Source organism: Leucobacter musarum subsp. musarum (assembly GCF_001273845.1).
Classification (GTDB): domain Bacteria; phylum Actinomycetota; class Actinomycetes; order Actinomycetales; family Microbacteriaceae; genus Leucobacter; species Leucobacter musarum.
Window position 1 is genome coordinate 15893 of the sequence record NZ_JHBW01000071.1, and the last position, 20921, is coordinate 36813.

The window sequence follows — 20921 nt, forward strand, 5'->3', positions numbered from 1 at the left end:
GTGTCTCCTTAGACGAAGGTGAAGAGGCCGGTCGTCGGCGCCACCTTGACCGGCGTGCGCTGGGCGCTGACCGGGAGGCGGGTGGCATCGATACCGCCGACGATGAGCAGCGCGAACGCTGCCTTGGTGGACTTGGCGACACCGGCACGGCGGAACAGATCGATACCTGCGTCGTCGTTGATGAAGCCAGCGAGGTTCGGGTGATCCTCGGGGTTGGCTGCCGGCGCCCAGGGCTCGAAAAGCCCCGAGGTGGCGTTCTTCGTCAGCGCGACGCCCGAAGGGATCACGTTGTCGGTGCGGCCGCCGATGTTGTAGTGGGTGCCCTCAACAAACTTGGTGAGGTCCAGGGTGCCCGGCTGGGCGTTGTCCTGGCCGAGCTTCGATGCACGCCAGCGGGTGTCGATCCGCGGGTCGGTGCGGGACGTGTCGATCGCGAAATCGGTCATCGTAGCCTCCTGGGTCTACTTGGTGGTGGGGGTCGCGTAGCGTTCGCGCTCGCGAGTTCGGTACTCGTCAACAGAGCCCGCGTGGTCCTTGGGCGGCGCGGTCGTGCGACGCAGTACGTCGCCGAGCGCGCTGCCACCGGCGGGCGGGTCTGCAGCAGGGGGCGTGTCGCCCTCCTGGTTAGGAGCGGTGGCGAGCTTGCCAGCGAGCCGTTCCACTCGTTCGGTGTCGAGGCGCCCGTCCTGGCCGAGGAACTTGTCGAGCGCAACGTCTTCGAGGAACTCGTCGAGTTCATCGGTAGTCATGTGAGGTCGCTGAGCCTTGAGCTCAGCTCGCACGGCGTCGTGCAGCAGCGAGGTTGCCCCTTCGCGCCGGCCTTCGGCGCGGGCCACGTTGACGGCGCGCTCGTCGGGAGTCTGGTTCTGCTCCTGCTGGTCACGCCACCGCTTTGCGTCGGCCGCCAGGTCATCGAAGTCCTCGGGCTTCGCGCGCTTCTCGTGCTTGCGCGAGCGATCCTTCCAGTAGGCGGCCTGCTGCTCCGGCGTCATGTCCTTGACCGGAGTGTTTGCTGGGAACCCGAGATCGCCTGAAGTCGAAGACTCATCAGCGGGTGGCGTGGCGGGTGCGCTCGATCCGCCCCCGCCGGTGGTCGCGCTCTCATCGATCGTGAAGCGGAGAAAGAGGGGACGGTGTCGCTTGGTGAACATCAGTGGTTTCCCTTACATGTCGTAGGTGTTGGGTGCCGTCGCATGGCGCGGCGGGTCATGCTGCAAGCCGGACGTCGAGCTCCTTCAAGGACTGCTCGATTTCCCAGATCGCGTGGTCGATGCCCGAGCGATCGCCGGCTCCGTCGAGGCGGTCTCGGAGATTCGCGAGGGTGGCTTCGAGTTCAGAACGACGCCCGTTGAGGCGGTCCTTCTGAACGGCTGCATTCGGAGGTGTGTACGGTTCGAATCCCTCAACCGGCTGCCAGCCACGCTTTGCCGAGTAGGCGAGCATCGGGCCGAGTTCACCGTGCTCCCGGACAGCTACGCGAATGCGCTTCAGCTTCTTACCCGACGTGCCACCGCCGGCGCCGTAGATCTCGTCGAGGTTTCGCCGAAGGTCCTCGGCATTCCAGCGGAGGCCGGGGTCCATGCTCTTGGTGACGGGCAGCGTGGCGCATTTGCAGAGGTGATGGATGGCTTGAAGGTCTCCACGGGTGTACCACTGCGTCGCAGCCACTACGCACAAACCACACGTGCCGTGACGAGAAAGCTCGGGACGGATCACGCGCCGCCAGCCGATCACGCGCTCGCCGTTGACTACCGGCTCACCCTCGCGGCCATAGTCGTCCTCGAAGCGATCGATCCACTCCTCCATCTCCTGACGCGACATCAACTCAGTGGCGTTGTCGTCATCATGGAGAGTGGCGTCTTCGTCCTTCGAGTACTCAGTCAGGCCGTCAGCCTCGAGTTGATCCTGGATGCGTCTCAGCTCGTCGCGGTCGGCGATGATGACGTCGGCCTCAACGATCCCGTCGAGGCGTTTCTCGAAAGCCGCAACCGCCTGCTCTGGGGTGCCGCCCCGCTCGAGCACCTTCGCGGCGTCACGCGCGGGACGGCTGTAAACCTCGAGGAGGTCGACCCTCGATCGCGGGTACAGGTCGATCGGGGGCCGATACTTCGGAGTCGCGACTCCGAGCTCCTTCAGCGCCCTGAACTGGAACTGGCGCGTCTCCTTCTGAATCTCGCGCAGCGCCGACTCGACATGCGGGATGCTCGCTGCAGTGCGCGCCCGCACGAGATCCTCATCATTCCACTGGCTGTAGCTCCCCCACAGACCCAGCAGGATCCGTAGCAGCCGCTCCGTCAGTGACCGCTTGCGCTTCACGTGAAGCTCCAGCATCCGATCCGTCAGCGCCATCTGAGGTCACCTCCGCGAGTGATTGCTGGAACTGTTCGTCCCGCTTCGACAGCTCTTCCTGCTGCATCTCTTCGGGCGTCATCTGGTAGATGTGCTCGTTGATGCCGCGCAGCGACATGCCGCCCTGGCGAGCTGCTCGAGCCTGTTCAGCAACCTCAGCCTTGGAGATGTACTCCATCGGCCCCCACATCGCCACGATCTCAGTGCGATCCGCGCGCTGCTGGTCCTTGTTCGCCTCGAAGAGGAGGGACATGAACTCGCACGCGGTCCGTCCGTCGCGTCGATTGCGATCGCGTACCTTCGTGCGGATCGTTTCGCGGGAGAGCTTCGCGCCCTCGGCCGACTGATTCTCGGCCGGCGAGACAGAGAAGAGCGGGGTGCCCGTGACGGCAGCCAGGTGCTCGATGTCTTTGTCCTCGGCGTTGATGAGGCTGCTGATGTCGGTGGGAGCCGACTCCCAGATCTTCGCGCCCTCCGGGAGAAACCAGAGAGCTGCCGGCCCACCCTTGTAGATCTCGTCATAGTCGATCGGTTCACCTGGGTTGGTGGGATGATCGGCAGCGTAGTGAGATGGCAACGCTTTGCCCTCGCCGGGCGTCACTGCGCGCTGCCGGAATGCCTGCATCGCCGTGATCGTGAGGCGCTGCAGAATGTCCTCGGTAATGCGGTCGATCGAGTCGATGTGGTTCTCGTACTCGCCCAGGCTTCCGGGGTTCGCCCACTTCACAACCGGCACACGCTCGGTGAACCCTAGCTGCACCGGGCCGCTCGTCCAATCCCATGAGAGCCCGGGCTCCCACTCCGTGCCATCTCGCGGGATGGTCGACTGCTTCCCCGGCTTCACGGCGACGCGCATGTAGCCAGGCCGGAGCAGCGTGAGCACGTCCTGACCGTTGAACGGGTCCCAAGTCGCGATCACCGCAGCTTCGACCTGCAGGGGGCGAATCTCGCTCATGCGGACCGCTACGGACCAGCTGTCGAGGATCTTCCCGAACGGCTCCCCAGAGATGGGGTCTATCGCTACTACACCGAACGATGCGCCGTGCTGAGCCTTCTTATCGAGAGCGTCGATGAACTGCACGTCGAGGTCGTTCATGCGCATCAAGCGAGATGCCTCGCGGTCGCCGTTCGCGTCATTCTCTGCCGCAGTTCGGAACCCACGCAGGTCTTGGCGGCCGACGACCTGGGTGACGATCGTGTCGGCGATCGTCAGCCGCGCCTTCTTCGCGAACTTCTTGTAAGCCTCCCGCACAGCGGGATCCGCCTCGACCGGCACGACGAAAGTCCCGTCTCGGTACGACTCAAGCATCGCGATCCGCGGGAAGTTGGACCCGAGTTCCTTGCCGAGCTCGACGAGATACCAGTCGTCCGTGCCGGGGATGAGTGCTTCTGTGAGCATCTGCTACCTCCGTCTGTGCGCGTTCCCGCGCGGATTGAATGGCTCGAAGGGCTTCGCATCCGGTCGCTCTTTCGCGAGATACCGTGCACGAGCTTCGAGTGCGAGCACCATGCCAACTGCGGCGTCCATTTTGTTCTTTGAGCCGCGCTTGTCCTTGCCGATGACGGTGCCGACCGAGCGCTCCCAGTTGCGTGCGTTGATGACATGCCGCGTGAACTGCGGCTCATTGCCGTGGACCACCTGGCCCGTCACAATCGCGGTGTGGGCTCGCTCGACGGCCATCGCCATCGTCTTGTGGTTATTGGTGTAGAAATGGAGGCCTTTGTCGCGGGTGCCACGGACGGCCATCTGATCACCGAATTCGCGATCCCATGCTTCGACGTAGTCCTGCCAGAATGGCGGATCCGCGAAGAAACCGACGACGTCGTATGTCTTCAAGGTCTGACGCACTCGCGCGTCGACCTTCGATTGATCGACGGTCCACGTCTTCGCTTTCTCCGAGTCAGGCGGCTCCTCAATGAGGATGGGCCAGACATATCCATCGGAGACTCGGCAGCCGATGAGCACGGTGGAGTCGTCGGACCGTGAGCCGTCGAAACCTAGTGTGATCTTGTCACCCTTGCGCGGCGGCCGCCACGAGTACTTCACCTTTCGGCTCCGCGCGACACGCATACGCTCGCGCAGTCCGATGTCGCTCCACTCGGAGATCTGCAGCCACGCATTGCTCGCTGCGACGAGTGCGTTCAGGAAGAATCGACGCTGCTCCGACTCCTTGTTTCGGGGGTCGAAGAACGCGTCGAGCATGTCCTCGACGTCGTTCCACGCAGCGGCATCGCCGTACGCGTCGGCAAAAGCCTCAGCGATACGTGCCTCGTACTGATCGACTGTCTCTTCGTCGCCCTGCCGAGCATCTCCGAGCTCTCCCCACCGGTGATCGAACAAGAGACGCGCGCGCCGCGTGCGGCCTTCCTCGATGAGGTCCGCGAGGCGGTAGGTGTCCTCGGCGACCGATTCCTCACCGGGCTGGTACATCGTCGTTGTTTCGATGTACCAGGGCTCGGCGATCTTCTTGCGCTTGCGCAAGTTTCGCGTGACGGTCGCGTACATCTCTTTGAGGCGCGGCACGTTGTAGAGGTGCGACTCGTCGAAGACGGCGAATGTCTCGAGGCCACCATCCTTCGATGCGGCGCCAGATGACATCGGTTCGATGCTTCCGCCGCCGGTCGACTTCGGAAGGATGACGCGGGTCTTGCCGACGTCGACACCGTATGCCTTGACCAACTGGTTGAGCGGCGTCTCTTCGTCGTTGAGGTTGTAGTAAACCGAGTCGTAGACGTTGCCCGTCTGCCCTTCCTCGGTGGCGAGGATGCGAATGACAGGGTTGGTGACCGGCTTGCCCATCGGCTCGCCCTCGGAGTAAACGTAGGTCTGCCCGAGGAAGGTGTATGTTTCGCCGCCCTTGGCCCAGCCAGCGAACCGCGAAGGGCCGAACGCCTCGAGCAGCACGAGCGCCGCGGCGACACCGGACTTATCAGTGCCCTTGGGTCGAGAGAAGAAAGCGGAATCGTAGAGCCGGCGCCCGCGCTTATCGAGCGCGTAGCAGTCGACGATGAAACCGGAATACTCGTCCCCGTAGCGAATCGGTTGCCCCGCGATGTCACCGCGGCCGTGGACGACGAACGTCTCGATGAACCAGACGGCGAGGAAGCCGAGGGACCGGTTCCGGTCATGGAGCTTCGCGTTGAGGATCTGGCGACGAGGCATCAGCTACCTCCGTTTGCGATCCTCTTCCTCCGCTCCGCGCTCATGCTCGTCACGTTGCCGGCATTGCCAACCTCGAAGTCTTCGCCCTTCGGGATCTCGATCTCGAACTTCAGGCGCGCGCGATCGGCAGGGGTAGCGCCGAACGTCGCTGCACGGAGTCGGATCTCGGCTGCGCGCTCTGAGTTCTTTCCGCCAGATACCCACATCTGGTGGTGCAGCAGCGCGGTGTCGAGCAGGTAGTCCCAGTCGACGGCCGTTGCCATTCGGACACCCTGGGGAGACTCGCGCCAGTTGTTCCACCATCTGAGGGTCTGCGGGTGCCAGTCTTCGCGGATGGGTTCGCCGTCGATGTCGAACTGCAGCTCACCGCCGATGCGTAGCTGAGGCAGCACGTCGTCGGGTAGCTCGAAGCCGCCGACCTTGCCGTCCGACTTCACGAGATCTCGCTGGGGAGAGTCCCTCAGCCGGGCACGTTCATCTTTCGGGGGCGGGCCTACGCCGGCCATCAGGCCACCGCCGCGAGGCGGTGCTGCTCGCAACCGCACTCGTGTGAACGCGCGTAGTTGATGAGCTCACTGATGCGGCGGGGGGATGCGCGATGCTCGGCGCCGAGGAGAAGAACCCACCCAGCGAACAGGCGACCCTGCATTCGGCGAAGCGCACCGGGATCATTCGCGGCGACGATCATCGCGTGAGAGTACTCCGGGCGGTTACGAGTCGCAGCAAGGCCGGCCTCGAAGTGAGGCGCGATCAGAACGACGCGAGCGGAACAAGGCTGTACGGCCATCAGGGACCTCCATGTCGGAAGGCGGAAACCCTCGGCCCTGGCGGCCGTGGGAAGCAGTATCGCGCCGCAGCGCGAGCCCCGGATGCCCGGGAGCCAAAACCCCCCAGACCCACGCGCACCGCGAGATGCAGAACGCTTGCGGGCGGGTGAGGCGGGGGTGGGGGGAGGGGGTGGCCCCGGGGTGCGCACGCGCTCGCGTGTGTGCGTGGCCGGGGGCGCGCGGTGCGCGCTCGCGTGGGCGTGCGTGTGGCGCGTCGTGCGGGTGCGGGGCGTGTGTGCGTGTGCTCGCGTGTGTGTGAGTGCGCGAGCGGGGCGCGTGTGGCGCGGGGCGTGACCCTATGGGGCGTTGGGTGTCGGGTGTCGCGGTGTCATCGGTGCGGGGTGTGTGGCCGGCTACCGGGTGCGGGGCGCTGAGTGTGTGCCGGCTGATGGTCACGGCTCATCGGTGAGGCGCGACACGCCCGAAGTGACGCAATGAATTAAAACCCGTCGTGGCGCATGGTGATGCCGATCTGTGGGGGTTGAGCGAAGCAATGCGTGGCGCATGACTTGTGAACCATGCGCGGCGCATGGTTTAGTTATCTCATCGCCACCGGGAAGCCCCAACGGGAACCAGTACCGGACCGGCACAGATCGTTCACAACTCCACAGCGTCACAACAGGCAGCGCGACAGGCGCGACGGCATCAGCCGTGTACGGGTTCGATCCCCGTACCTGCCACGGGTTCACCGGACATCGGTGGCCTGGCCGCGTAAGCGGTCGGAACGCAGAAACGCCCCGCTGTAGGGGCGGGGCGTTCCAAAGGAGGTGACAGGAATGACGATCGTTGACGCGTTGGTCATCCTGCTCGCTACACCTGGCGCGGTCGTCGCGGTGCTTGCACTGCGTGACCGTCGCAAGAAGTAGCGGCCTGGGGCGTCGAGCGTGAGCCGTTCGGCGCCCTGGCCCTCCTAGTTTCACCCAAAGTCTTCACACACTCAAGCCCCGGCCGTTGCAGCGGCACGGGGCATTCACCGAACGTAGGAGGTTCGATCATGACTCTCATTGGAGAGATGCGAGAGCGTTACGCCAAAGCGATGGAAGATACCGACCCGCGGCCTTCCCGCTTCACCTTCCCCGGTGATTACCGTGACTGGGCGGACCGGGCTGATGCTTGGGCTGCTGAGCAGGATCACAGGTACGCGTCGAGCAACCGCGTGACTTGCGAGCTGACATGGACGTCGGAAGTGTTGCCGATTCATCTCGTGCATGTCCCCGGTGCTCCGGTTGTTGCATGGATGGCAAGGTACGTCATGTACACGCCGACTGGCATCATTCGGGCGGCGCGCGGTCCGCGTCGTGATGTTCGTGCTGAGGCGGAAGCTGAAGCGATTGCACTCGACCCGGCGCTGAGCGCATGAGCGTCAAGTCTGAGCGCCGCGCCTGGTACGCGGCCAACGTGGAAGCGCGACCCGAATTGCGGGCTGACGCTCCTGAGTACCTCGCATGGGTGCAGCGTGCGAACGCGCACATGGTTGCACGTTGCGTGCCTGGCACCGCGATCTTGCAGGATCCGGCCGCAGTTGCAGCGCCGGATCGAGTTGCAGCGAAGACGGCTCGAGCATCCGCCACTGATGACGCGGACCGTTCCGCGTACCGGGCGCTCGTCGAGGCGATGCAGTACCGAATTGCAGACCACATGGGTTGGGCCGGCGAGATGTGGACCGACTTTTGGCGGGCTCAGACGTTCGGTGTGGATGCTCGCCGCCGGCCGGTGCTCGAGTTCTGCAAGGGGTCGCTCAACATTGCATGGCCGCACCTCACCGAAGAGATGCAGCGAGCCCATGACGCCGGTGTCTGGCGCTGGGTGACGTTTGCAGAGTTCAAGGCTGAGCAAGTCGCGGAACGTGCCGCGATGGCTGAGGCGTACGCGACGGAAGTTGCGACTGAAGATGTGTGGTCTCAGACGTTCTGAGTCGCACAAGATGGCGAGCGTTTAGGCGTCGGCCCGGTTCGAGTCCGGGCGCCATCACGGACGCGCAAGTTGCGTGTCAACAACGACGAGAGGAGCTAACAATGAATGTGAAAGCGATTGATGCCGTGCGAGCGAGTCTGAGTGCGCGGGGTCTTACCCCGAAGCAGCTCGAGGCGCTGTATGCGGAATTGCCGGAACGCGGGTCGCGCTCCGAGGAAGAAATTGCGGTGGCGATCGCAATCACGCGTGAGTACAGGGCGAAGCTCCAGCCTGCACATGAGCTGCTGCACTGCCGGGGCCTCGCAGAGGAGCACCGCCTGCGAATCGACACCACAGGGCGCTACGTCGCATTGCACGGTGAACCGCTCGACCTTGTGAGTGCCCGATGCGAAGTCATCGATGGCTTGCTCGAGACGCGCCTTAGTTGCGACTTCTTCGAGCTCTGGGAGGAGTCAGGGGGCTCGCCTGATCGCGACGCTGACACGGATTCATTCGCCCGGTTCATCGTCGAAGAAGTTGCGCGGAGATGCGACACGGAGAACACCACCTATTGCGCGCACAATCCGCGCTGGTGAACAGAAACGCGCTACTGGACCGAGCCGGGCGGCGGGTTGCAAGTACCCGCAAGCGCACGGGGTGCGATCGCCGCACCCATGAGTGAAAGGAGGCCATCGTGTCCGCATTGCTGGAACTGATCCTGATGGTTGCTGTCGCCGTGTTGCCGGCGTGTGCGACCGAAGATGCATCGATTTGCGTGTGGGATACCGCTGCGCACGGTAACGGCGCAGGCTCGTCATTCGTCGACCTCGGCGGACGGGCCTTCCCCGTTGAGTTGCAAGGGGCGCAGCGATGAGCCGCGCGGCGCTGCCGTTGCGCGTGCTCGGCGCGTTATCGATGGGTTGGCCGATGCCAGACGAGCACGACGGGATCCCGGTCGCGTGGACCTCGGAACTTGCACCTGGCGACAACGACAACATGGACGAGCCCCACTACTCAGTGGAGCCCTTGGCAGACGGGGACGAGGTGCGCCTGATCTTCTCCGAGCGAGCCGTTGGCGTTGATGCGGCCTTCATGTCGTGCCCGCTCCGGCCGTCGCAAGTTGCAGCATTGATCGAGCAGTGGGAGACGCTCTACGCATGGCCATACAACGGCGAGTTGCAGATCGATTCAGCCGAGAGGAGCTCGTGATGGAGTTGCAGGCATTGCCATACGTCGCGCATGATGGAGACATGACGCGGCACTATCTTTCGACAACGGAGATTGCAGATCGCCTCGGGATCACACGCGGGGCGCTGTCTTCGCTTACACTTCCGAAGCCCGACGTCACTGTCGGCACGGTGCGCGGGTGGAGCGAGAAGACCATCGACGCGTGGAACGAGCAGCGCCCGGGGTCCGGTAACCGCGCGCCTCGTAAGGGTGCTGCGAAGCGAGGCTAGAGGATCCCGGGGTGCGCTGGAGTCGCGCCCTTGTGTCGGCGCGCGGCGGCCGCTTTGCCGCCCTGGCTCGAGGTCTTCTGTTGGTGATGCCAGCTGCAGAGTGATTGCAGATTCTCGGGGCTGTGGTCGTTGCGATCGCCGATGTGGTCGACGTCGGTTGCCGGCGCCAGACACTTTCGGCCGGTGTCGTACCGGACGTGCTGGCAGCGGCGGCCGTCGCGCTTGAACACGTGATTTCGGAGACGCCACCAGTCAGCTGGGAGCGTTTCTCGCCGATCCGTGGGACGGTCGACCCATCCCGATCGGCTCACCGTTTGCGAGACTGTCGGATACGTCGATCTTCGACGCGGTCGACCTCGCCACACTCCTCGGCGGCGAGCGCGGAGGAGTACTCGGCGCCGCACTCTGGGCAGGGTTGCATCGCTATTCTCCTTGCCGGCCGGTGTAGGCGGGATTCTCTCGCGCGATCTCGAGCAGGCCGCGCCCCTTTACCCATGACAGGTCGGGGGATGAGATGACGCTGACCGCAGAAGAGCCCTCGGCTTCGAGCTCGACGGACAGCTTGTGAGTGACGAGAACCCAGCCGTCGACGAACTCGCCACTCGTCGCCTCGTAGTAGGCGGAGATTGCACGCGAGAGTTCGGCGTGTGCTTCCAGCCATGCTGCATCGGGTTCCATCATTCCTCCAATGGGTGTTGCCGGGCTCGCCTCGCACTGTGTGATATCAGTGGTCAAGGGCCCGGCAAGCTGTGAAACCGCGAAGCCCCTGACCAGTGCAGGTCAGGGGCTTCAGTAAGGCGGCTCTAATTTGCGGTTTTGCCGCGGCGTTCAAGCATGTCTATGCGTCTTGCATCTGCCACATACACATCGTCGAGAACAAAACGTGCGATCGTCAATGCGTCTTCCGCGTCTTCGCTCGTCGGGGCTTCGGTGATGTCTCCGTGCGCCATGTCGTTGCCAAGGATGCGCAGAGCATGGGCCATGTCTTTCGTTCCTGTACGAATATGCCCGTTTGCGTGGAGAGAGTCGACCTTCTGGACGAGTGACCCTTTATCGATTTTCATATCCTTCGCGGTCGCTTCGATCACGCTCCGGACGAGTAGCAAGGTGCCGCGAAAAGCACCAACTGCGACCGTGTTATGGGCTTCCTGAAGGAACGCGCCGACGTTCTTGGGAAGAAACTCGATGTCTGCCTGCACCATTGAAGGAGGCGACCACTTCACGTTCTCCATCCGCTCAGCCTCCTCAATAACAGTGCCGCTACTTATGTACTCGGAAAGATGACTTTGGCGCCGTACCTGGGCGAGATCTCCAGTAGCAACGTTGTAGTTAAAGCATGCATCGCAAGTTGCCGCAACCGACAACTTCCCCAATTGCACCGTATATCCGCGAGCGCTCTCATTTGAGGTATCAAAGACTCTTCCGTGTCGAGCAGTGAAGTGAGTCTGATTTCCGCAGAACGCGCATCGGTGAGAGAGCATAAGACCATCATGGCTGAAGCCTCGAAAGCCGGGAAGGACTGCGTGATGTTTCCGGTCGGCTATGAACCGCAGAATCACCTATGCTCGGGCTTCGATTTGTCTAACCTCAGCAGTGGGCGGATGTCTGCCGGGTGGCTTCTCGCCGCAAAGTCTAGACAACGTTGCACCAACTGCGCGGCGGATTCGTTTGGGGCCCGCCGACCGTGGCCGCGGGCGTATTCGATTGTCGATATTCAGTTGTGCAGAAACAGCAAAACCCCCGGGCGCTTCGCGCTGCGGGGGTTTCTGTGTTTCCGGGACGGTGAAGTGGGTGTAGAACTCCACCATCTGTAAACATTTTGCACAACGATGCGTAAGAAGTCAAGCCAGATTGATCAATCACCGTGCATTCCGTTGCCGAGATCGTCGTCTCGGGGTCTTCGCGTCCATGCGGCGTAGGTCATCGAGGTTGAGCCAACGCTCGTGCAATGGGCGCATTGTCCGGACCTCCTGATCGGCGACCCACTTATAGACGGTGCGCTGCGGGCGATTCAGAAAGGCCGGCGCTTCCTTCATCATGATCCAGCCCTTCGACCCGGCAACCTCACGCCGTGGCATCAGAGGTCTCCTCAGTTCCGACCGTCGATGCACCGCTGAGCTCCGCCTCAATGAGGAGGGCGTTCACCGAGAACTCGTCTTCGTCGAGTGTGTAGCCGCACTTGGGGCAGTCGACGACGATGCGATCGCCGACGAAGCGAGGCGGCCGGTAGGTGAGTGTCATCTCGTCGCAGCCCCCGCAGCGCATTGCGATCATGGGCCGGTCGCGTTCCTGCCGTGGCCATCGACGATCCGCAATCGAGACAGCGCGGCCGAACTCGATTGCGACGAATGCGCCGTAGGCTTCGTTGACCGCCTGATCGAGAGACTTGAACCGATCGAGCTTCGCTTTGAGGCGCTGGATCTCGTCGGCTGCAAGCCATGTCGGCGACAGTGGTGCGCGTGGTCCCGATGATGTTTGGACGAGCACATCAGGGTCCATGCTTGGGGCGTTGCCATCGGCGAGGCCGGCGAGGATCTCGTCGCAGGCGCCGACGGCCCAGAGGAGCCGTGTCCATTCGTGGAACTCGAGTCTGCCGACGCCGGTTGCCGCGTGCCCGGTGTGGTCGAGGTTGGTCAGGGGAGCTTGATGCTGGCGCATGGCGTTGTTCCTGGCCTCGGCCCGGTAATCCCGTGCTCGAGCTATTTAGATGTACAGGTATGTTAGCCCGTTTATTCGACCTCTTCACTTGCTGAGTGCTTCGGTGCCATAAAAAGGCCTCGTACCAGGAGGCCAATGAGCACGAAGGACTGCACAGCCATCGCAGAAATGAAAGCGACGGCGATTGGCACTTCAATTGTCAGATTGAACGTGCCGAGTAAAAGGATGAAGGCGGCGACAGCCAGAATCGATAGGCAAACTATTCCTACAATTACCCAGAAGAGGCGAATTCTCTGATCGTTCGCAATCTTCTCACGACGCGCGATTTCTTTCGCGAGGTCCGAGGTCGTCGTTGCGCGAGACCTTTCGCCAGCGAGCTCGGTCCAAGTCCGTAGGGCGAACTCATCTGGGCTAGGCAACGAAGCTCGAATGATCTGGGTGTTTTGCGAGTCGTCCTAAGCGCTTAGTAAGAGCATCGACAGATACGCCAAACTCCACGGCCATCTGGCCGTGGGTATAGCCGTTTCGTCGCATTCGTGAAATCTCTTCTTCGGGCATCAAGAGGCTTCCGGCGAATTCGTCGGCAAAGAACTCGTGGAGGTCGTATTTGACTCCGCGTCCGTCGGTGAAGGAGTAATCATCATCCTCAGCGAGTGCTGCTCGCTCGACAATGTGACCCAACTCGTGCGCCCAAGTGAAACGTCGGCGCTCGGGGGAGTGTCGGCTGTGAACGACGATCACGGGGGAGGCGTTCTGTTCCTTTGACACGATGCCTGAAAGTACGGGCCCTAGGTCTGCCTCGTACTTAGAAGCTCCGAGGTTAGAAGTTATCTCTGTGAGCCGCACCGGAAGGCGACCGTCCCAGTTTTCACGAAGGAGATCTGCTGCTTTTCGGCGGGCGGTCACGTAGACCATTTCAGCCATCATCCACCTCCAAAATGGGAGTTATGCACAACTTATGCACCAAGTTATCCACAAGTTGATCTAGTACGAGTTTACTACTTTACCGCTAGACACGCCGCATTCAATACGCGCGTCTGTCGGTGTTACATCGTTAGGGGTGACGGGTGGGACAGAGCTTAAGTTTTTGAATCGAAAGCTATGCGTGGTCTAAGCAGGTAGCTCTGAATCTGGCGTCTCGAATGCTTTTCCTGATCGTGTTGCCGTCGCGAAGCGGGCGCCACCACCTTTTGCTCCAGTGGCTTAGCGCTAAGTTGTACACGGTTCCCATGGCAGCCGGTCTGGGGGAGCTGGAAGTATCCGCACGACACCACAATCCGGGTCGAGGCAATGGACCGTGCTGTTGATTCGTTCGGCTTGGGCGCTGCATGCGACGCACTTGAACATGAGTGTGAGCGTAGCCAAACTCGCAGCTCGATGAGTGGTAAGAGGCGAAGCTGTGGATAAGTTCGATCTAACGTTCTCCACAAGTGGGCGCAGCGAATCAGCCCGGGCCCTGCGGGTAGCCTGGCAGCATGCTCATTGCCACGCTCCGAAAGATCGAAACCGTCACGGTGGAAGTGAAGGGGGAGGGGCTGCCCGAGATTCAGGAGAAGCTCGCCGCCGAGCGACCCGACGGCTTCGATCTTGTGAGCGCACCAGTCGCCATGCTGAAAGGGCAGACCGCCATCACAGCGACCGGCACCTTTGCGCGGCGTCACGGCCTGATCGAGATTGAGTGCGAGAGCTTCGACGATGCACGGGCAAAGACCCCGGAAGGGTGGCAAATACTGAGTGTTCGCGCCGCTGGCTGAGCCGCACGACCTCAGTTCGCGGGGACGGCCTTCATCCGCAGCCACTCGTCGAGGTCATGCACGAAGTAGATGTTCAGGCGACCGAGCTTATGGACCTTGGGACCTGTGCCTTGATGCTTCATGGTGCGCAAGACCTGGGCGCCGCCTCGATACCCAAGGTATTCTGCCGCTCTCTCGGAATTTAGCGCCATCTGCTTCGTATGAAGTATGAAGCCGTGACGGGTTAGCAACTTTTCAAGGTCCAGATCTGATTGCGGTAGCTTCCGAACCGCGAGCGCTACTTCTTCGCGGACCATCTCCCGTATGGCAGACCTGATCGGGTCATTCTCGTCGGGTCGCGTTTTTCGAGAAGCGCTCATGTGTGCCAATAATGATTCGGGCTCACGGAGATGTATAGGACATTGATCCAAATGCAGAACACCCCAAGCAATAGGTGCTTAGTGATGCTATGGCCCTGCTGGGGTCGCACGTACGAAACCGGCATCTTGTTCGCGTATCGCGGATGGTGGACCTGGACCGGCTGAGGCGTGACTGGAACGTGCGCCTGCTGTGGTGGTGCATACGGACCCCATGTCTGACCATCCCACCAGCGAAGATGTCCGTTGGCGGGATCTGGGTACCAAGCCGCGGGCGGCAGTGGCGTATGTGATGGCGGCGATGTTGGCGCAGTCATTCATTCACCATAACTTCTTCTCGGAAACTGAAGAGCGTTCCTGCCTCAAATCACCCGGAAAATCGCCCACTCAGTCTGGCTGCGTCGGTGAGTGTTGGGAATCAATGGTGAATCCACTTTGGGGCCAAAATGGATTCATGCGAGCGCCTAAATGGGTGTTCGCGCACGGGTCAAAATCCGCATGATTGCAACGATCTGCAACGTTGAGCAACATGCTGCAACCGAGAATGGTAGACGCTGAAGTTCTACCATTGAACTACATCCCCAGAGGAGCCTCGCGGCTCCAACATTCCCACCCTAGCAGACCGGGTGCCCCGATTCGTTCGGGTGGAGGTGCTACTGGCAGACCGCGGCTGCGGTGAGCTTTGCCGTCTGATCGTCGGCGCTCCACCCGAGCTCGGGGGCGACGCCCTGCGCCTGCGCGAGCGAGGCGAGCTGGAACGCGAGTGCCTGCACGAACGCGGCACCGGCCGACGAGTTGTTCAGCGAAACCACCACGGAGAAGCCGCTGTCGGGGTCCGTATATGCCGCCGTCAGCGTTCCCGTGATCGCGCCGCTGCGGCCGTAGAGCGGGCCGATCTTCTCGACGCCGAAGCCGTAGAGGCGACCTTCGGCAGCGACTTCTTCAGTCGGCTCGCCGTTCTCATCGCGGGCGGGGTTCGTGGTGGGCTGCACGTCAGTCACGACGTCGCTCGCCTCGCCGCCGAACTTGCCACCGAGGTAGTTGGTGTAAAAGTTCTTCAGATCTGTCACCGTACTCACGGTCGAACCGGCGCCGGCCAGCATAGAGGGAGAGACCTCGGCGACCTCGACCGGGCCAGCGTCACAGACGGCCTTCCCGCCGCTCGAGGCGTATGTCAGCCCCGACAGTGCGTCGCCCGAGACCGTGGTGGCGCTTTGATTGGGGTAGTACGACGAACCCATGCCAGCTTTCGAGAAGACGTGCTCGGAGAGCAGATCCGGCAGTTCAATGCCGGTCTTCACGTGAATCGCGCGTGCGAGCAGCACGGCATTCGAGTCAGAATCGTGAAAATCGCGGCCGGGCCACGATTCGGGCGAGTGTGCGAGCCCCTGGGCCAGTAACTCCTGCTCGGCCCAGGGTCGAGACGGATTGTTGGCGAAGATATCGGTGTAGCCGGCCTTGAAATCGGCGACGCCGGAACGCATGTCGCAGAGCTGACGATATGTCACTCCCGAGATGCCAGACTGGCGGGTCAGATCCTCCGACACTTCGGTGTCGAGTTCCAACGTTCCCTGATCGACCAGATCAAGAAGAAGCGCACACATGACGGGCTGGGATGCCTGCGCCGCGCGGATTCGAGTCGCGCCATCGACACCGCTATCGCCGTAACCGCGCACGTACTCGCCGCCATCGTTGCCCCACACGCCGATCACGGCCTCGGTCGAACCGCTCAACTGCATCGCATTCGCAACCGCGTCATCGATGCTCGTCGCGAGGCCCGCATCGATCGAATTGACATCGCCAGACGACGAGACCGTTCCGCCTCCGGTGCACGCCGTGAGCCCCAGCGCGGCTACGACAACGGCGCCGACGGCGAGCAGACGAGTGCGGTGTGCAAAGCGCGGGATCAAATTCGGCCGCCAATCTCGGGGTGAACAGGACACAGAACACCCGGGAGTCTACTGTGTGGATCTGGGAAGAACGCTGCCCGGTGACCCGAGGTGAGGCTGTCCTTACTAGAATGGCTGGGTGACCATTTTTGCGGATGACGTGATCGCCGGTGTGACCCGGCACATGAACGGTGACCACACCGACGACAATCTCCTGATCGCGAAAGCGTTCGGGTACCCCGACGCGCGCTCCAGCACGATGGTTGGCGTCACGGGAGCGGGTGGCCAATGGCGCGTCGTCGATGCCGCTGGCGAGCACGAGCTTTCGGTCGCGTGGCCGGGCGGTGAGATCTCCGAACGGCCCGAGATTCGTCGCGAGGTCGTCGAGCTGTACAAGGCGGCGTGCGCAAAGCTCGGAGTTCCTGCTCGCGACGAGCATGCGGAGTCGGCTGGTGATCACGCGGGTGGTCACGCCCACGGGGCACACGGGCATCACGGTGCAGTTTCTGAGGCCGCAGAGGCTCCTGCCGGCGAGCGGCCGTTCTCGGTCGTGATTCGCGAGAGCTCGTGGTCGGATCACTCCGACAGCGAAGGCGCCACCTTCATGGAAGACATCATGCGCGGCAAAGGCACGCTGCAGGACTACATCGACCTCGTCGCGCAGCACTACTTCATGTATGAAGCACTCGAAGCCGCCGCCGAGCAGGTCGCCGTCGACCCGCGCTTTGTCGGGTTCCACACCCCGGCTCTCGTGCGTCTCCCGGCCCTCGAGGCCGACCTCGTGCACCTGATCGGCGCCGACTGGCGAGAGCGCATCGAGGCGGTTCCGGCCACCGTCGAGTATGCCGCGCGTATTCGCGAGGTCGCCGCTGACGGCTTCGTCGCCGGCGTCGTCGCCCACCACTACACCCGCTACCTCGGTGACCTCTCGGGTGGGCAGTACATCGCTAAGCGCGTCGCCAAGCAGCACGAACTTCCGCGTGAGGGCATCGCGTTCTACGATTTCACCGCGCTCGGTGACCTCGGCGATTTCAAGAACGAGTACCGCGCTGCGCTCGACGTGCTCGGCGAACAGCTCGACGAGTCCGAGCGCACGCGCATGCTCGACGAAGTGCGTCGTGCGTACGCGTTCAACACCGAGGTATTCCGTGACCTCGGCAAGGCCAAACTCGCCGCAGCCTAGCGGGCATCGCGTGACGGAGGGGGACGAGCACTGCTCGTTCCCCTCCTCTGTTATCGCGTGCAATTTTCATTAGGCGCCAAGTAGTATGGTGCCTTATGAATGAGCTTATCGGCGAAAAACAGCAACTCTTGCTCTCGCGAATCGCTGCGGGCGGGCAGGGCCGGCTCGTCATGCTCGTGCTCACCACGGCACGCCGCATTGACGAAGCGTGTGCGCAGCTTCTCGAACAATACGGTCTGTCAGAGGGGCGGCTGGCGGTGCTCCTCGCGATCGAATCGGGGCAACACGTCACCCCGCGAGATCTTGCACGCAAATTGGAGGTCACCCCCGCAACGATCACCGGTCTCGTCGAGCACCTCGTCACCGGTGCGCTGGTGGAGCGTCATTTCCATGCGTCGGATCGCCGCACCCACCTGCTGTCGCTCACTGCGAGCGGCACTCGCCTGCTCGCTACACTCACGCCGCTCTACGCCGAATGGATGGAGCAGCTCGAATCGGGCCTTTCGGAAGCCGATTTCGAGGCCGCCGAAGATGTGCTCGCCCGAATGCAGCACAACACTGTAGAGGTGCCCGGCGATGAGTGAGCGGGGTGCGACACGCCGCACTGATATCTCGTCGGAGCATGCGCGTGCGCTCAACAGTGGAATTGCCGCATCGCGCACGCTCACAGAAGCACTCGCGGTCGACCAAGTCGAACTCCTCGAGCACGTGCTCCCTGACATCGATCCCGCCACTCGGGCGTCGATTCGCGAAGCCGCCGATGTCGGCATTCTGCGGCGCATGACGCGCACCGGCACCCTCCTCTGCGGCGCACTGGACGACACTGCCGCGGCAGCATTGGCGCACCACGCTTCGGACACGGTGCGCGGCTGGTACTGTTTCGCGGTCGCCGCGCGCGAGCCCCAGGGGATCAACACGCTGCTCAATGACCTGCGGGTGTCTGCGGACGACCCCCACTTCGCAGTTCGCGAGTGGGCGTGGATGGCGGCACGGCCCCAACTCAGCGCCGATCTCCAACGAAGCATTGAGGTGCTCGTGACGTGGACAGCTGACTCATCAGAGCGAGTACGCCGTTTCGCGTGCGAGTCGCTGCGCCCGCGAGGTGTCTGGGCCACCCACATCGCCGAACTCAAGCAGCACCCCGAGCTGGGAGAGCCGATCTTGCGACCGTTGCGAGCGGACCCGTCGCGATATGTGCAAGATTCAGTCGCGAACTGGATCAATGACGCCGCGAAAACACGACCCGATTGGGCCCAGCAGCTTTGCGCGGAATGGGAAGCCGACAGTGGGAACCCCGCGACGAAACGCATCGTCTCCCGTGGACTCCGGTCACTCGTCAAATCGCCAACCGGTTAACCGTTGAAGGCTGCCGCTGTTGCGGCACCGCGGGCGAGCGAAAACGCTACGCGTTTTCTTCGCGCCCGCGCATAAAGCGCACGACGTTGGGGTCGACGATCACATCGCGCGGTTGCAACGGGCGCTGCAGGTACAGTCCATCGAGTGAACGCACGCGGCTGAGCGCAACATACGTCTGCCCGGCGCTGAACGCGCGGGGCCCCAGATCGACGACCGCGGCATCGTACGTGTGGCCCTGCGACTTGTGCACGGTGACCGCCCATGCGAGACGGAGGGGGAACTGCTCGAACTCGGCGACCACCTCTTTCTCGAGCTTCTTCGTCTCAGCGTCATAGCGGTAGCGATATCGCTCCCACACCATCGGTTCGACTTCGAACTCCTCTTCACCGATCTCGACCCAAACGGTGCCATCGACGCGCGAAACTGTACCGATAGTTCCGTTGACCCACCGGCCGTCGGAGTCGTTGCGCAGGAACATGACCTGTGCCCCCGCCTTCAACTCGAGCACCTCATCTGCCGGATACGTGTTTTCGCGGAACTCACCGTTGACCTCGGCGACGGCGCGCAGCGCTGAGCCCTTGATCTCGGAGAGCCGCTGCGCATTGATGCGGTTGACCGTCGCATTCGTCGTCGCGAGCGTGATGACATCGCGAGGTGCGGGGCGAGCGCCTGCGGCATTCAACTCGTTCGCCTGATCCTCGGCCACCACCCCGTGTCGCACGGCGCCGAGGATCTGCTTGAATCGGTCGTCGCGCTGGCGATGCACCTCGAGCAGTTCGATCGTCGAGAGCGATGTCGTGCTCCAAACGTTCGCGTCGAAGAACCAGAGTGACCGGTAGGTGTCGTCGAAGTAGGCGCGTTCATGCGGGTCGCGCGGTGGTACCGGCGGCAATTGATACGGATCGCCGAACATGATGATCTGCGCCCCGCCGAAGGGATCGTGCTTCTTGCCGCGAGCGAGGCGCAGCGAGCGGTCGATCGCGTCCATGAGATCGGCTGAGACCATCGAGATCTCGTCGATGACGAGCGTGTCGATCGCGGCGAGCATTTTCTTGAGCTCCGCGGGCTGATCGAGATCGTGGTCGGCGATAATGCCCGTCGGCAGACGGAGCAGCGAGTGGATCGTCTGGCCGCCGACGTTGAGTGCGGCGACGCCGGTCGGGGCACAGACCGCGATGATCTTGCTGGTGTTCCACGAGAGGTGATTCAGAATCGTGGATTTACCGGTGCCCGCGCGCCCGGTAATGAAGAGGTGCTCGCGCGTGTGTTCGATGCGTTCGTACACGGAGAGCTGCTCGGCAGAAAGTTCAGGACGGGCCACCCGAACAGGCTACTGCCCCGGAGCGCACGTGGGGTGCGCGCTCCGGGGCAGTTGTGGATGACGCGGGATCAGCCTGCGCGACGAACCATCCGCACGACAAAGGCGGCGAGGCCTCCGAGCACGGCAAGTGCCGCCGCGATACCTGCGACGACGGGAGCATTCGCGCCGGTGATCGCCAGCGCACCGGGTGCCTTGGCACCTGCAGCCGCGGTGTTGCCGGCTGCCGGCTGATCGGTCGACGCCGGATCAGTGGTGCCGGGGTTCGAGGTGCCCGGGTTCGAGGTTCCGGGGTTCTCGGTGCCCGGGTCGGTGGTGCCGGGGTTCTCGGTGCCGGGATCCTCGGTGCCCGGATCCTCAGTGCCGGGCGTCGGCTCAGGGTGGTTCGTCGGGGTGTGGACGATGTCGTAGTAGACGCCGGGGTTGGTGCGTCGGGGATCACGCGGTAAGTGAACTCGGTGTCGGTGAGTTCGGTGATGGGGACGACGCGGGTGAAGAGGGGGTTGCCGTCTGCGTCGCGTGCGGTGATGGTGCGGGTGGAGCCGTCGGCTGCGACTTCCCAGTCGCCCTGCATCTTGGGGCTGTCGTCGAGGTTGTACATCGTGAAGGTGCCGTCGATGTTGTAGTAGGCCCAGCCGACGAAGTTTGCGACGTTGGCGTCGTCGAGTGCGACGGGGTTGCCGTTTTGGTCGACGGCGCTGGTGGTCTCCCACGGGGT

At 62.8% G+C, this 20921-nt stretch carries 25 protein-coding genes and 1 pseudogene; 11 read left to right on the top strand and 15 right to left on the bottom strand.

The window, feature by feature from the left end; genetic code table 11:
- Positions 1 to 8: 8 nt before the first annotated feature.
- The 6 genes from CH42_RS08055 to CH42_RS08080 are packed head-to-tail and all read right to left on the bottom strand — an operon-like array spanning position 9 to position 6018.
- Positions 9 to 446 (bottom strand): hypothetical protein, encoded by a 438-nt coding sequence (locus CH42_RS08055; protein WP_053352710.1) that lies wholly within the window; start codon positions 444 to 446, stop codon positions 9 to 11.
- 15 nt (positions 447 to 461) lie between these two features.
- Positions 462 to 1151 (bottom strand): hypothetical protein, encoded by a 690-nt coding sequence (locus tag CH42_RS08060; protein WP_053352711.1) that lies wholly within the window; start codon positions 1149 to 1151, stop codon positions 462 to 464.
- A 55-nt stretch (positions 1152 to 1206) separates the two neighbouring features.
- Positions 1207 to 2316, bottom strand: a complete 1110-nt coding sequence (locus CH42_RS08065) for a hypothetical protein (protein WP_204374536.1) — start codon at positions 2314 to 2316, stop codon at positions 1207 to 1209.
- Entirely contained in the window at positions 2237 to 3748 is a 1512-nt protein-coding gene (locus CH42_RS08070; RefSeq protein WP_053352713.1) for a hypothetical protein, read from the bottom strand. Before CH42_RS08070 ends, CH42_RS08065 begins: the two co-directional genes overlap by 80 nt.
- Before the next feature lie 3 nt (positions 3749 to 3751).
- Positions 3752 to 5512, bottom strand: a complete 1761-nt coding sequence (locus tag CH42_RS08075; RefSeq protein WP_053352714.1) for a terminase large subunit domain-containing protein — start codon at positions 5510 to 5512, stop codon at positions 3752 to 3754.
- Positions 5512 to 6018, bottom strand: coding sequence for a phage terminase small subunit (locus CH42_RS08080; protein ID WP_075205304.1), 507 nt, complete (start codon positions 6016 to 6018; stop codon positions 5512 to 5514). Before CH42_RS08080 ends, CH42_RS08075 begins: the two co-directional genes overlap by 1 nt.
- Positions 6019 to 7333: 1315 nt before the next feature.
- Here CH42_RS08080 and CH42_RS16365 point away from each other — a divergent pair.
- The 6 genes from CH42_RS16365 (at position 7334) to CH42_RS08110 (ending at position 9689) form a co-directional block, all read left to right on the top strand.
- Entirely contained in the window at positions 7334 to 7699 is a 366-nt protein-coding gene (locus tag CH42_RS16365; RefSeq protein ID WP_156322515.1) for a hypothetical protein, read from the top strand.
- Complete coding sequence (locus tag CH42_RS08090) at positions 7696 to 8253, top strand: hypothetical protein (RefSeq protein ID WP_053352717.1); 558 nt, start codon at positions 7696 to 7698, stop codon at positions 8251 to 8253. The genes CH42_RS16365 and CH42_RS08090 overlap by 4 nt, the downstream gene beginning before the upstream one ends.
- Positions 8254 to 8480: 227 nt before the next feature.
- Positions 8481 to 8828: a hypothetical protein gene (locus CH42_RS08095; protein ID WP_156322516.1), complete on the top strand. Its 348-nt coding sequence runs from the start codon at positions 8481 to 8483 to the stop codon at positions 8826 to 8828.
- Between the two features lie 98 nt (positions 8829 to 8926).
- Positions 8927 to 9106, top strand: a complete 180-nt coding sequence (locus CH42_RS08100; protein ID WP_053352719.1) for a hypothetical protein — start codon at positions 8927 to 8929, stop codon at positions 9104 to 9106.
- Entirely contained in the window at positions 9103 to 9441 is a 339-nt protein-coding gene (locus CH42_RS08105; RefSeq protein ID WP_053352720.1) for a hypothetical protein, read from the top strand. Before CH42_RS08100 ends, CH42_RS08105 begins: the two co-directional genes overlap by 4 nt.
- Positions 9441 to 9689 carry a helix-turn-helix transcriptional regulator gene (locus tag CH42_RS08110; protein WP_239683992.1) on the top strand — a complete coding sequence of 83 codons (249 nt, stop codon included), beginning with the start codon at positions 9441 to 9443 and terminating at the stop codon, positions 9687 to 9689. The genes CH42_RS08105 and CH42_RS08110 overlap by 1 nt, the downstream gene beginning before the upstream one ends.
- Positions 9690 to 10112: 423 nt before the next feature.
- Here the strand turns inward: CH42_RS08110 and CH42_RS08120 are convergent, their stop codons facing one another.
- The 4 genes from CH42_RS08120 to CH42_RS15970 all read right to left on the bottom strand — a co-directional run bounded on the left by CH42_RS08120 (position 10113) and on the right by CH42_RS15970 (position 13271).
- Positions 10113 to 10367: a hypothetical protein gene (locus tag CH42_RS08120; protein WP_053352722.1), complete on the bottom strand. Its 255-nt coding sequence runs from the start codon at positions 10365 to 10367 to the stop codon at positions 10113 to 10115.
- A gap of 125 nt (positions 10368 to 10492) precedes the next feature.
- Positions 10493 to 10921: a DUF4145 domain-containing protein gene (locus tag CH42_RS16575; protein ID WP_075205305.1), complete on the bottom strand. Its 429-nt coding sequence runs from the start codon at positions 10919 to 10921 to the stop codon at positions 10493 to 10495.
- 832 nt (positions 10922 to 11753) lie between these two features.
- Positions 11754 to 12347 carry a hypothetical protein gene (locus tag CH42_RS08130; RefSeq protein WP_053352724.1) on the bottom strand — a complete coding sequence of 198 codons (594 nt, stop codon included), beginning with the start codon at positions 12345 to 12347 and terminating at the stop codon, positions 11754 to 11756.
- A 411-nt stretch (positions 12348 to 12758) separates the two neighbouring features.
- Positions 12759 to 13271, bottom strand: a complete 513-nt coding sequence (locus CH42_RS15970) for an ImmA/IrrE family metallo-endopeptidase (RefSeq protein ID WP_162231078.1) — start codon at positions 13269 to 13271, stop codon at positions 12759 to 12761.
- 551 nt (positions 13272 to 13822) lie between these two features.
- On the opposite strand from CH42_RS15970, the gene CH42_RS08140 reads away from it, so the two are divergent.
- Entirely contained in the window at positions 13823 to 14101 is a 279-nt protein-coding gene (locus CH42_RS08140; protein WP_053352726.1) for a hypothetical protein, read from the top strand.
- A gap of 11 nt (positions 14102 to 14112) precedes the next feature.
- On the opposite strand, the gene CH42_RS08145 is transcribed toward CH42_RS08140, so the two are convergent.
- The 3 genes from CH42_RS08145 to CH42_RS08150 all read right to left on the bottom strand — a co-directional run bounded on the left by CH42_RS08145 (position 14113) and on the right by CH42_RS08150 (position 16367).
- Positions 14113 to 14460 carry a hypothetical protein gene (locus CH42_RS08145; RefSeq protein ID WP_156322517.1) on the bottom strand — a complete coding sequence of 116 codons (348 nt, stop codon included), beginning with the start codon at positions 14458 to 14460 and terminating at the stop codon, positions 14113 to 14115.
- On the bottom strand, positions 14457 to 14774 hold the full coding sequence (locus CH42_RS17125; RefSeq protein ID WP_075205306.1) for a DUF2510 domain-containing protein: 318 nt from the start codon (positions 14772 to 14774) through the stop codon (positions 14457 to 14459). Before CH42_RS17125 ends, CH42_RS08145 begins: the two co-directional genes overlap by 4 nt.
- Positions 14775 to 15110: 336 nt before the next feature.
- Positions 15111 to 16367: a serine hydrolase domain-containing protein gene (locus CH42_RS08150; protein WP_053352728.1), complete on the bottom strand. Its 1257-nt coding sequence runs from the start codon at positions 16365 to 16367 to the stop codon at positions 15111 to 15113.
- 118 nt (positions 16368 to 16485) lie between these two features.
- Here CH42_RS08150 and CH42_RS17080 point away from each other — a divergent pair, with 118 nt between their 5' ends.
- The 3 genes from CH42_RS17080 to CH42_RS08165 all read left to right on the top strand — a co-directional run bounded on the left by CH42_RS17080 (position 16486) and on the right by CH42_RS08165 (position 18885).
- Positions 16486 to 17529, top strand: coding sequence for a biliverdin-producing heme oxygenase (locus CH42_RS17080; protein WP_169780607.1), 1044 nt, complete (start codon positions 16486 to 16488; stop codon positions 17527 to 17529).
- A gap of 95 nt (positions 17530 to 17624) precedes the next feature.
- Entirely contained in the window at positions 17625 to 18113 is a 489-nt protein-coding gene (locus tag CH42_RS08160) for a MarR family winged helix-turn-helix transcriptional regulator (RefSeq protein WP_053352729.1), read from the top strand.
- Positions 18106 to 18885: a DNA alkylation repair protein gene (locus CH42_RS08165; RefSeq protein ID WP_053352730.1), complete on the top strand. Its 780-nt coding sequence runs from the start codon at positions 18106 to 18108 to the stop codon at positions 18883 to 18885. Before CH42_RS08160 ends, CH42_RS08165 begins: the two co-directional genes overlap by 8 nt.
- 46 nt (positions 18886 to 18931) lie before the next feature.
- Here the strand turns inward: CH42_RS08165 and CH42_RS08170 are convergent, their stop codons facing one another.
- A complete protein-coding gene (locus CH42_RS08170) occupies positions 18932 to 20206 on the bottom strand; it encodes an ATP-dependent DNA helicase (protein WP_053352731.1) in 1275 nt (424 codons plus the stop codon).
- A 252-nt stretch (positions 20207 to 20458) separates the two neighbouring features.
- Here CH42_RS08170 and CH42_RS16915 point away from each other — a divergent pair, with 252 nt between their 5' ends.
- Complete coding sequence (locus tag CH42_RS16915) at positions 20459 to 20614, top strand: hypothetical protein (RefSeq protein ID WP_239683993.1); 156 nt, start codon at positions 20459 to 20461, stop codon at positions 20612 to 20614.
- A gap of 28 nt (positions 20615 to 20642) precedes the next feature.
- Here the strand turns inward: CH42_RS16915 and CH42_RS17130 are convergent.
- A pseudogene (locus CH42_RS17130) lies at positions 20643 to 20921 on the bottom strand (DUF4822 domain-containing protein); the annotation flags it as partial.

Bases quoted from the DNA above. Each gene is read 5' to 3' on its own strand.
- CH42_RS08055 (WP_053352710.1), bottom strand. From the start codon at position 446: ATGACCGATTTCGCGATCGACACGTCCCGCACCGACCCGCGGATCGAC.
- CH42_RS08060 (WP_053352711.1), bottom strand. From the start codon at position 1,151: ATGTTCACCAAGCGACACCGTCCCCTCTTTCTCCGCTTCACGATCGAT.
- CH42_RS08070 (WP_053352713.1), bottom strand. From the start codon at position 3,748: ATGCTCACAGAAGCACTCATCCCCGGCACGGACGACTGGTATCTCGTC.
- CH42_RS08075 (WP_053352714.1), bottom strand. From the start codon at position 5,512: ATGCCTCGTCGCCAGATCCTCAACGCGAAGCTCCATGACCGGAACCGG.
- CH42_RS08080 (WP_075205304.1), bottom strand. From the start codon at position 6,018: ATGGCCGGCGTAGGCCCGCCCCCGAAAGATGAACGTGCCCGGCTGAGG.
- CH42_RS16365 (WP_156322515.1), top strand. From the start codon at position 7,334: ATGACTCTCATTGGAGAGATGCGAGAGCGTTACGCCAAAGCGATGGAA.
- CH42_RS08090 (WP_053352717.1), top strand. From the start codon at position 7,696: ATGAGCGTCAAGTCTGAGCGCCGCGCCTGGTACGCGGCCAACGTGGAA.
- CH42_RS08105 (WP_053352720.1), top strand. From the start codon at position 9,103: ATGAGCCGCGCGGCGCTGCCGTTGCGCGTGCTCGGCGCGTTATCGATG.
- CH42_RS08110 (WP_239683992.1), top strand. From the start codon at position 9,441: ATGGAGTTGCAGGCATTGCCATACGTCGCGCATGATGGAGACATGACG.
- CH42_RS08120 (WP_053352722.1), bottom strand. From the start codon at position 10,367: ATGGAACCCGATGCAGCATGGCTGGAAGCACACGCCGAACTCTCGCGT.
- CH42_RS16575 (WP_075205305.1), bottom strand. From the start codon at position 10,921: ATGGAGAACGTGAAGTGGTCGCCTCCTTCAATGGTGCAGGCAGACATC.
- CH42_RS08130 (WP_053352724.1), bottom strand. From the start codon at position 12,347: ATGCGCCAGCATCAAGCTCCCCTGACCAACCTCGACCACACCGGGCAC.
- CH42_RS15970 (WP_162231078.1), bottom strand. From the start codon at position 13,271: ATGGCTGAAATGGTCTACGTGACCGCCCGCCGAAAAGCAGCAGATCTC.
- CH42_RS08140 (WP_053352726.1), top strand. From the start codon at position 13,823: ATGCTCATTGCCACGCTCCGAAAGATCGAAACCGTCACGGTGGAAGTG.
- CH42_RS08145 (WP_156322517.1), bottom strand. From the start codon at position 14,460: ATGAGCGCTTCTCGAAAAACGCGACCCGACGAGAATGACCCGATCAGG.
- CH42_RS17125 (WP_075205306.1), bottom strand. From the start codon at position 14,774: ATGACTGCGCCAACATCGCCGCCATCACATACGCCACTGCCGCCCGCG.
- CH42_RS08160 (WP_053352729.1), top strand. From the start codon at position 17,625: ATGAATGAGCTTATCGGCGAAAAACAGCAACTCTTGCTCTCGCGAATC.
- CH42_RS08165 (WP_053352730.1), top strand. From the start codon at position 18,106: ATGAGTGAGCGGGGTGCGACACGCCGCACTGATATCTCGTCGGAGCAT.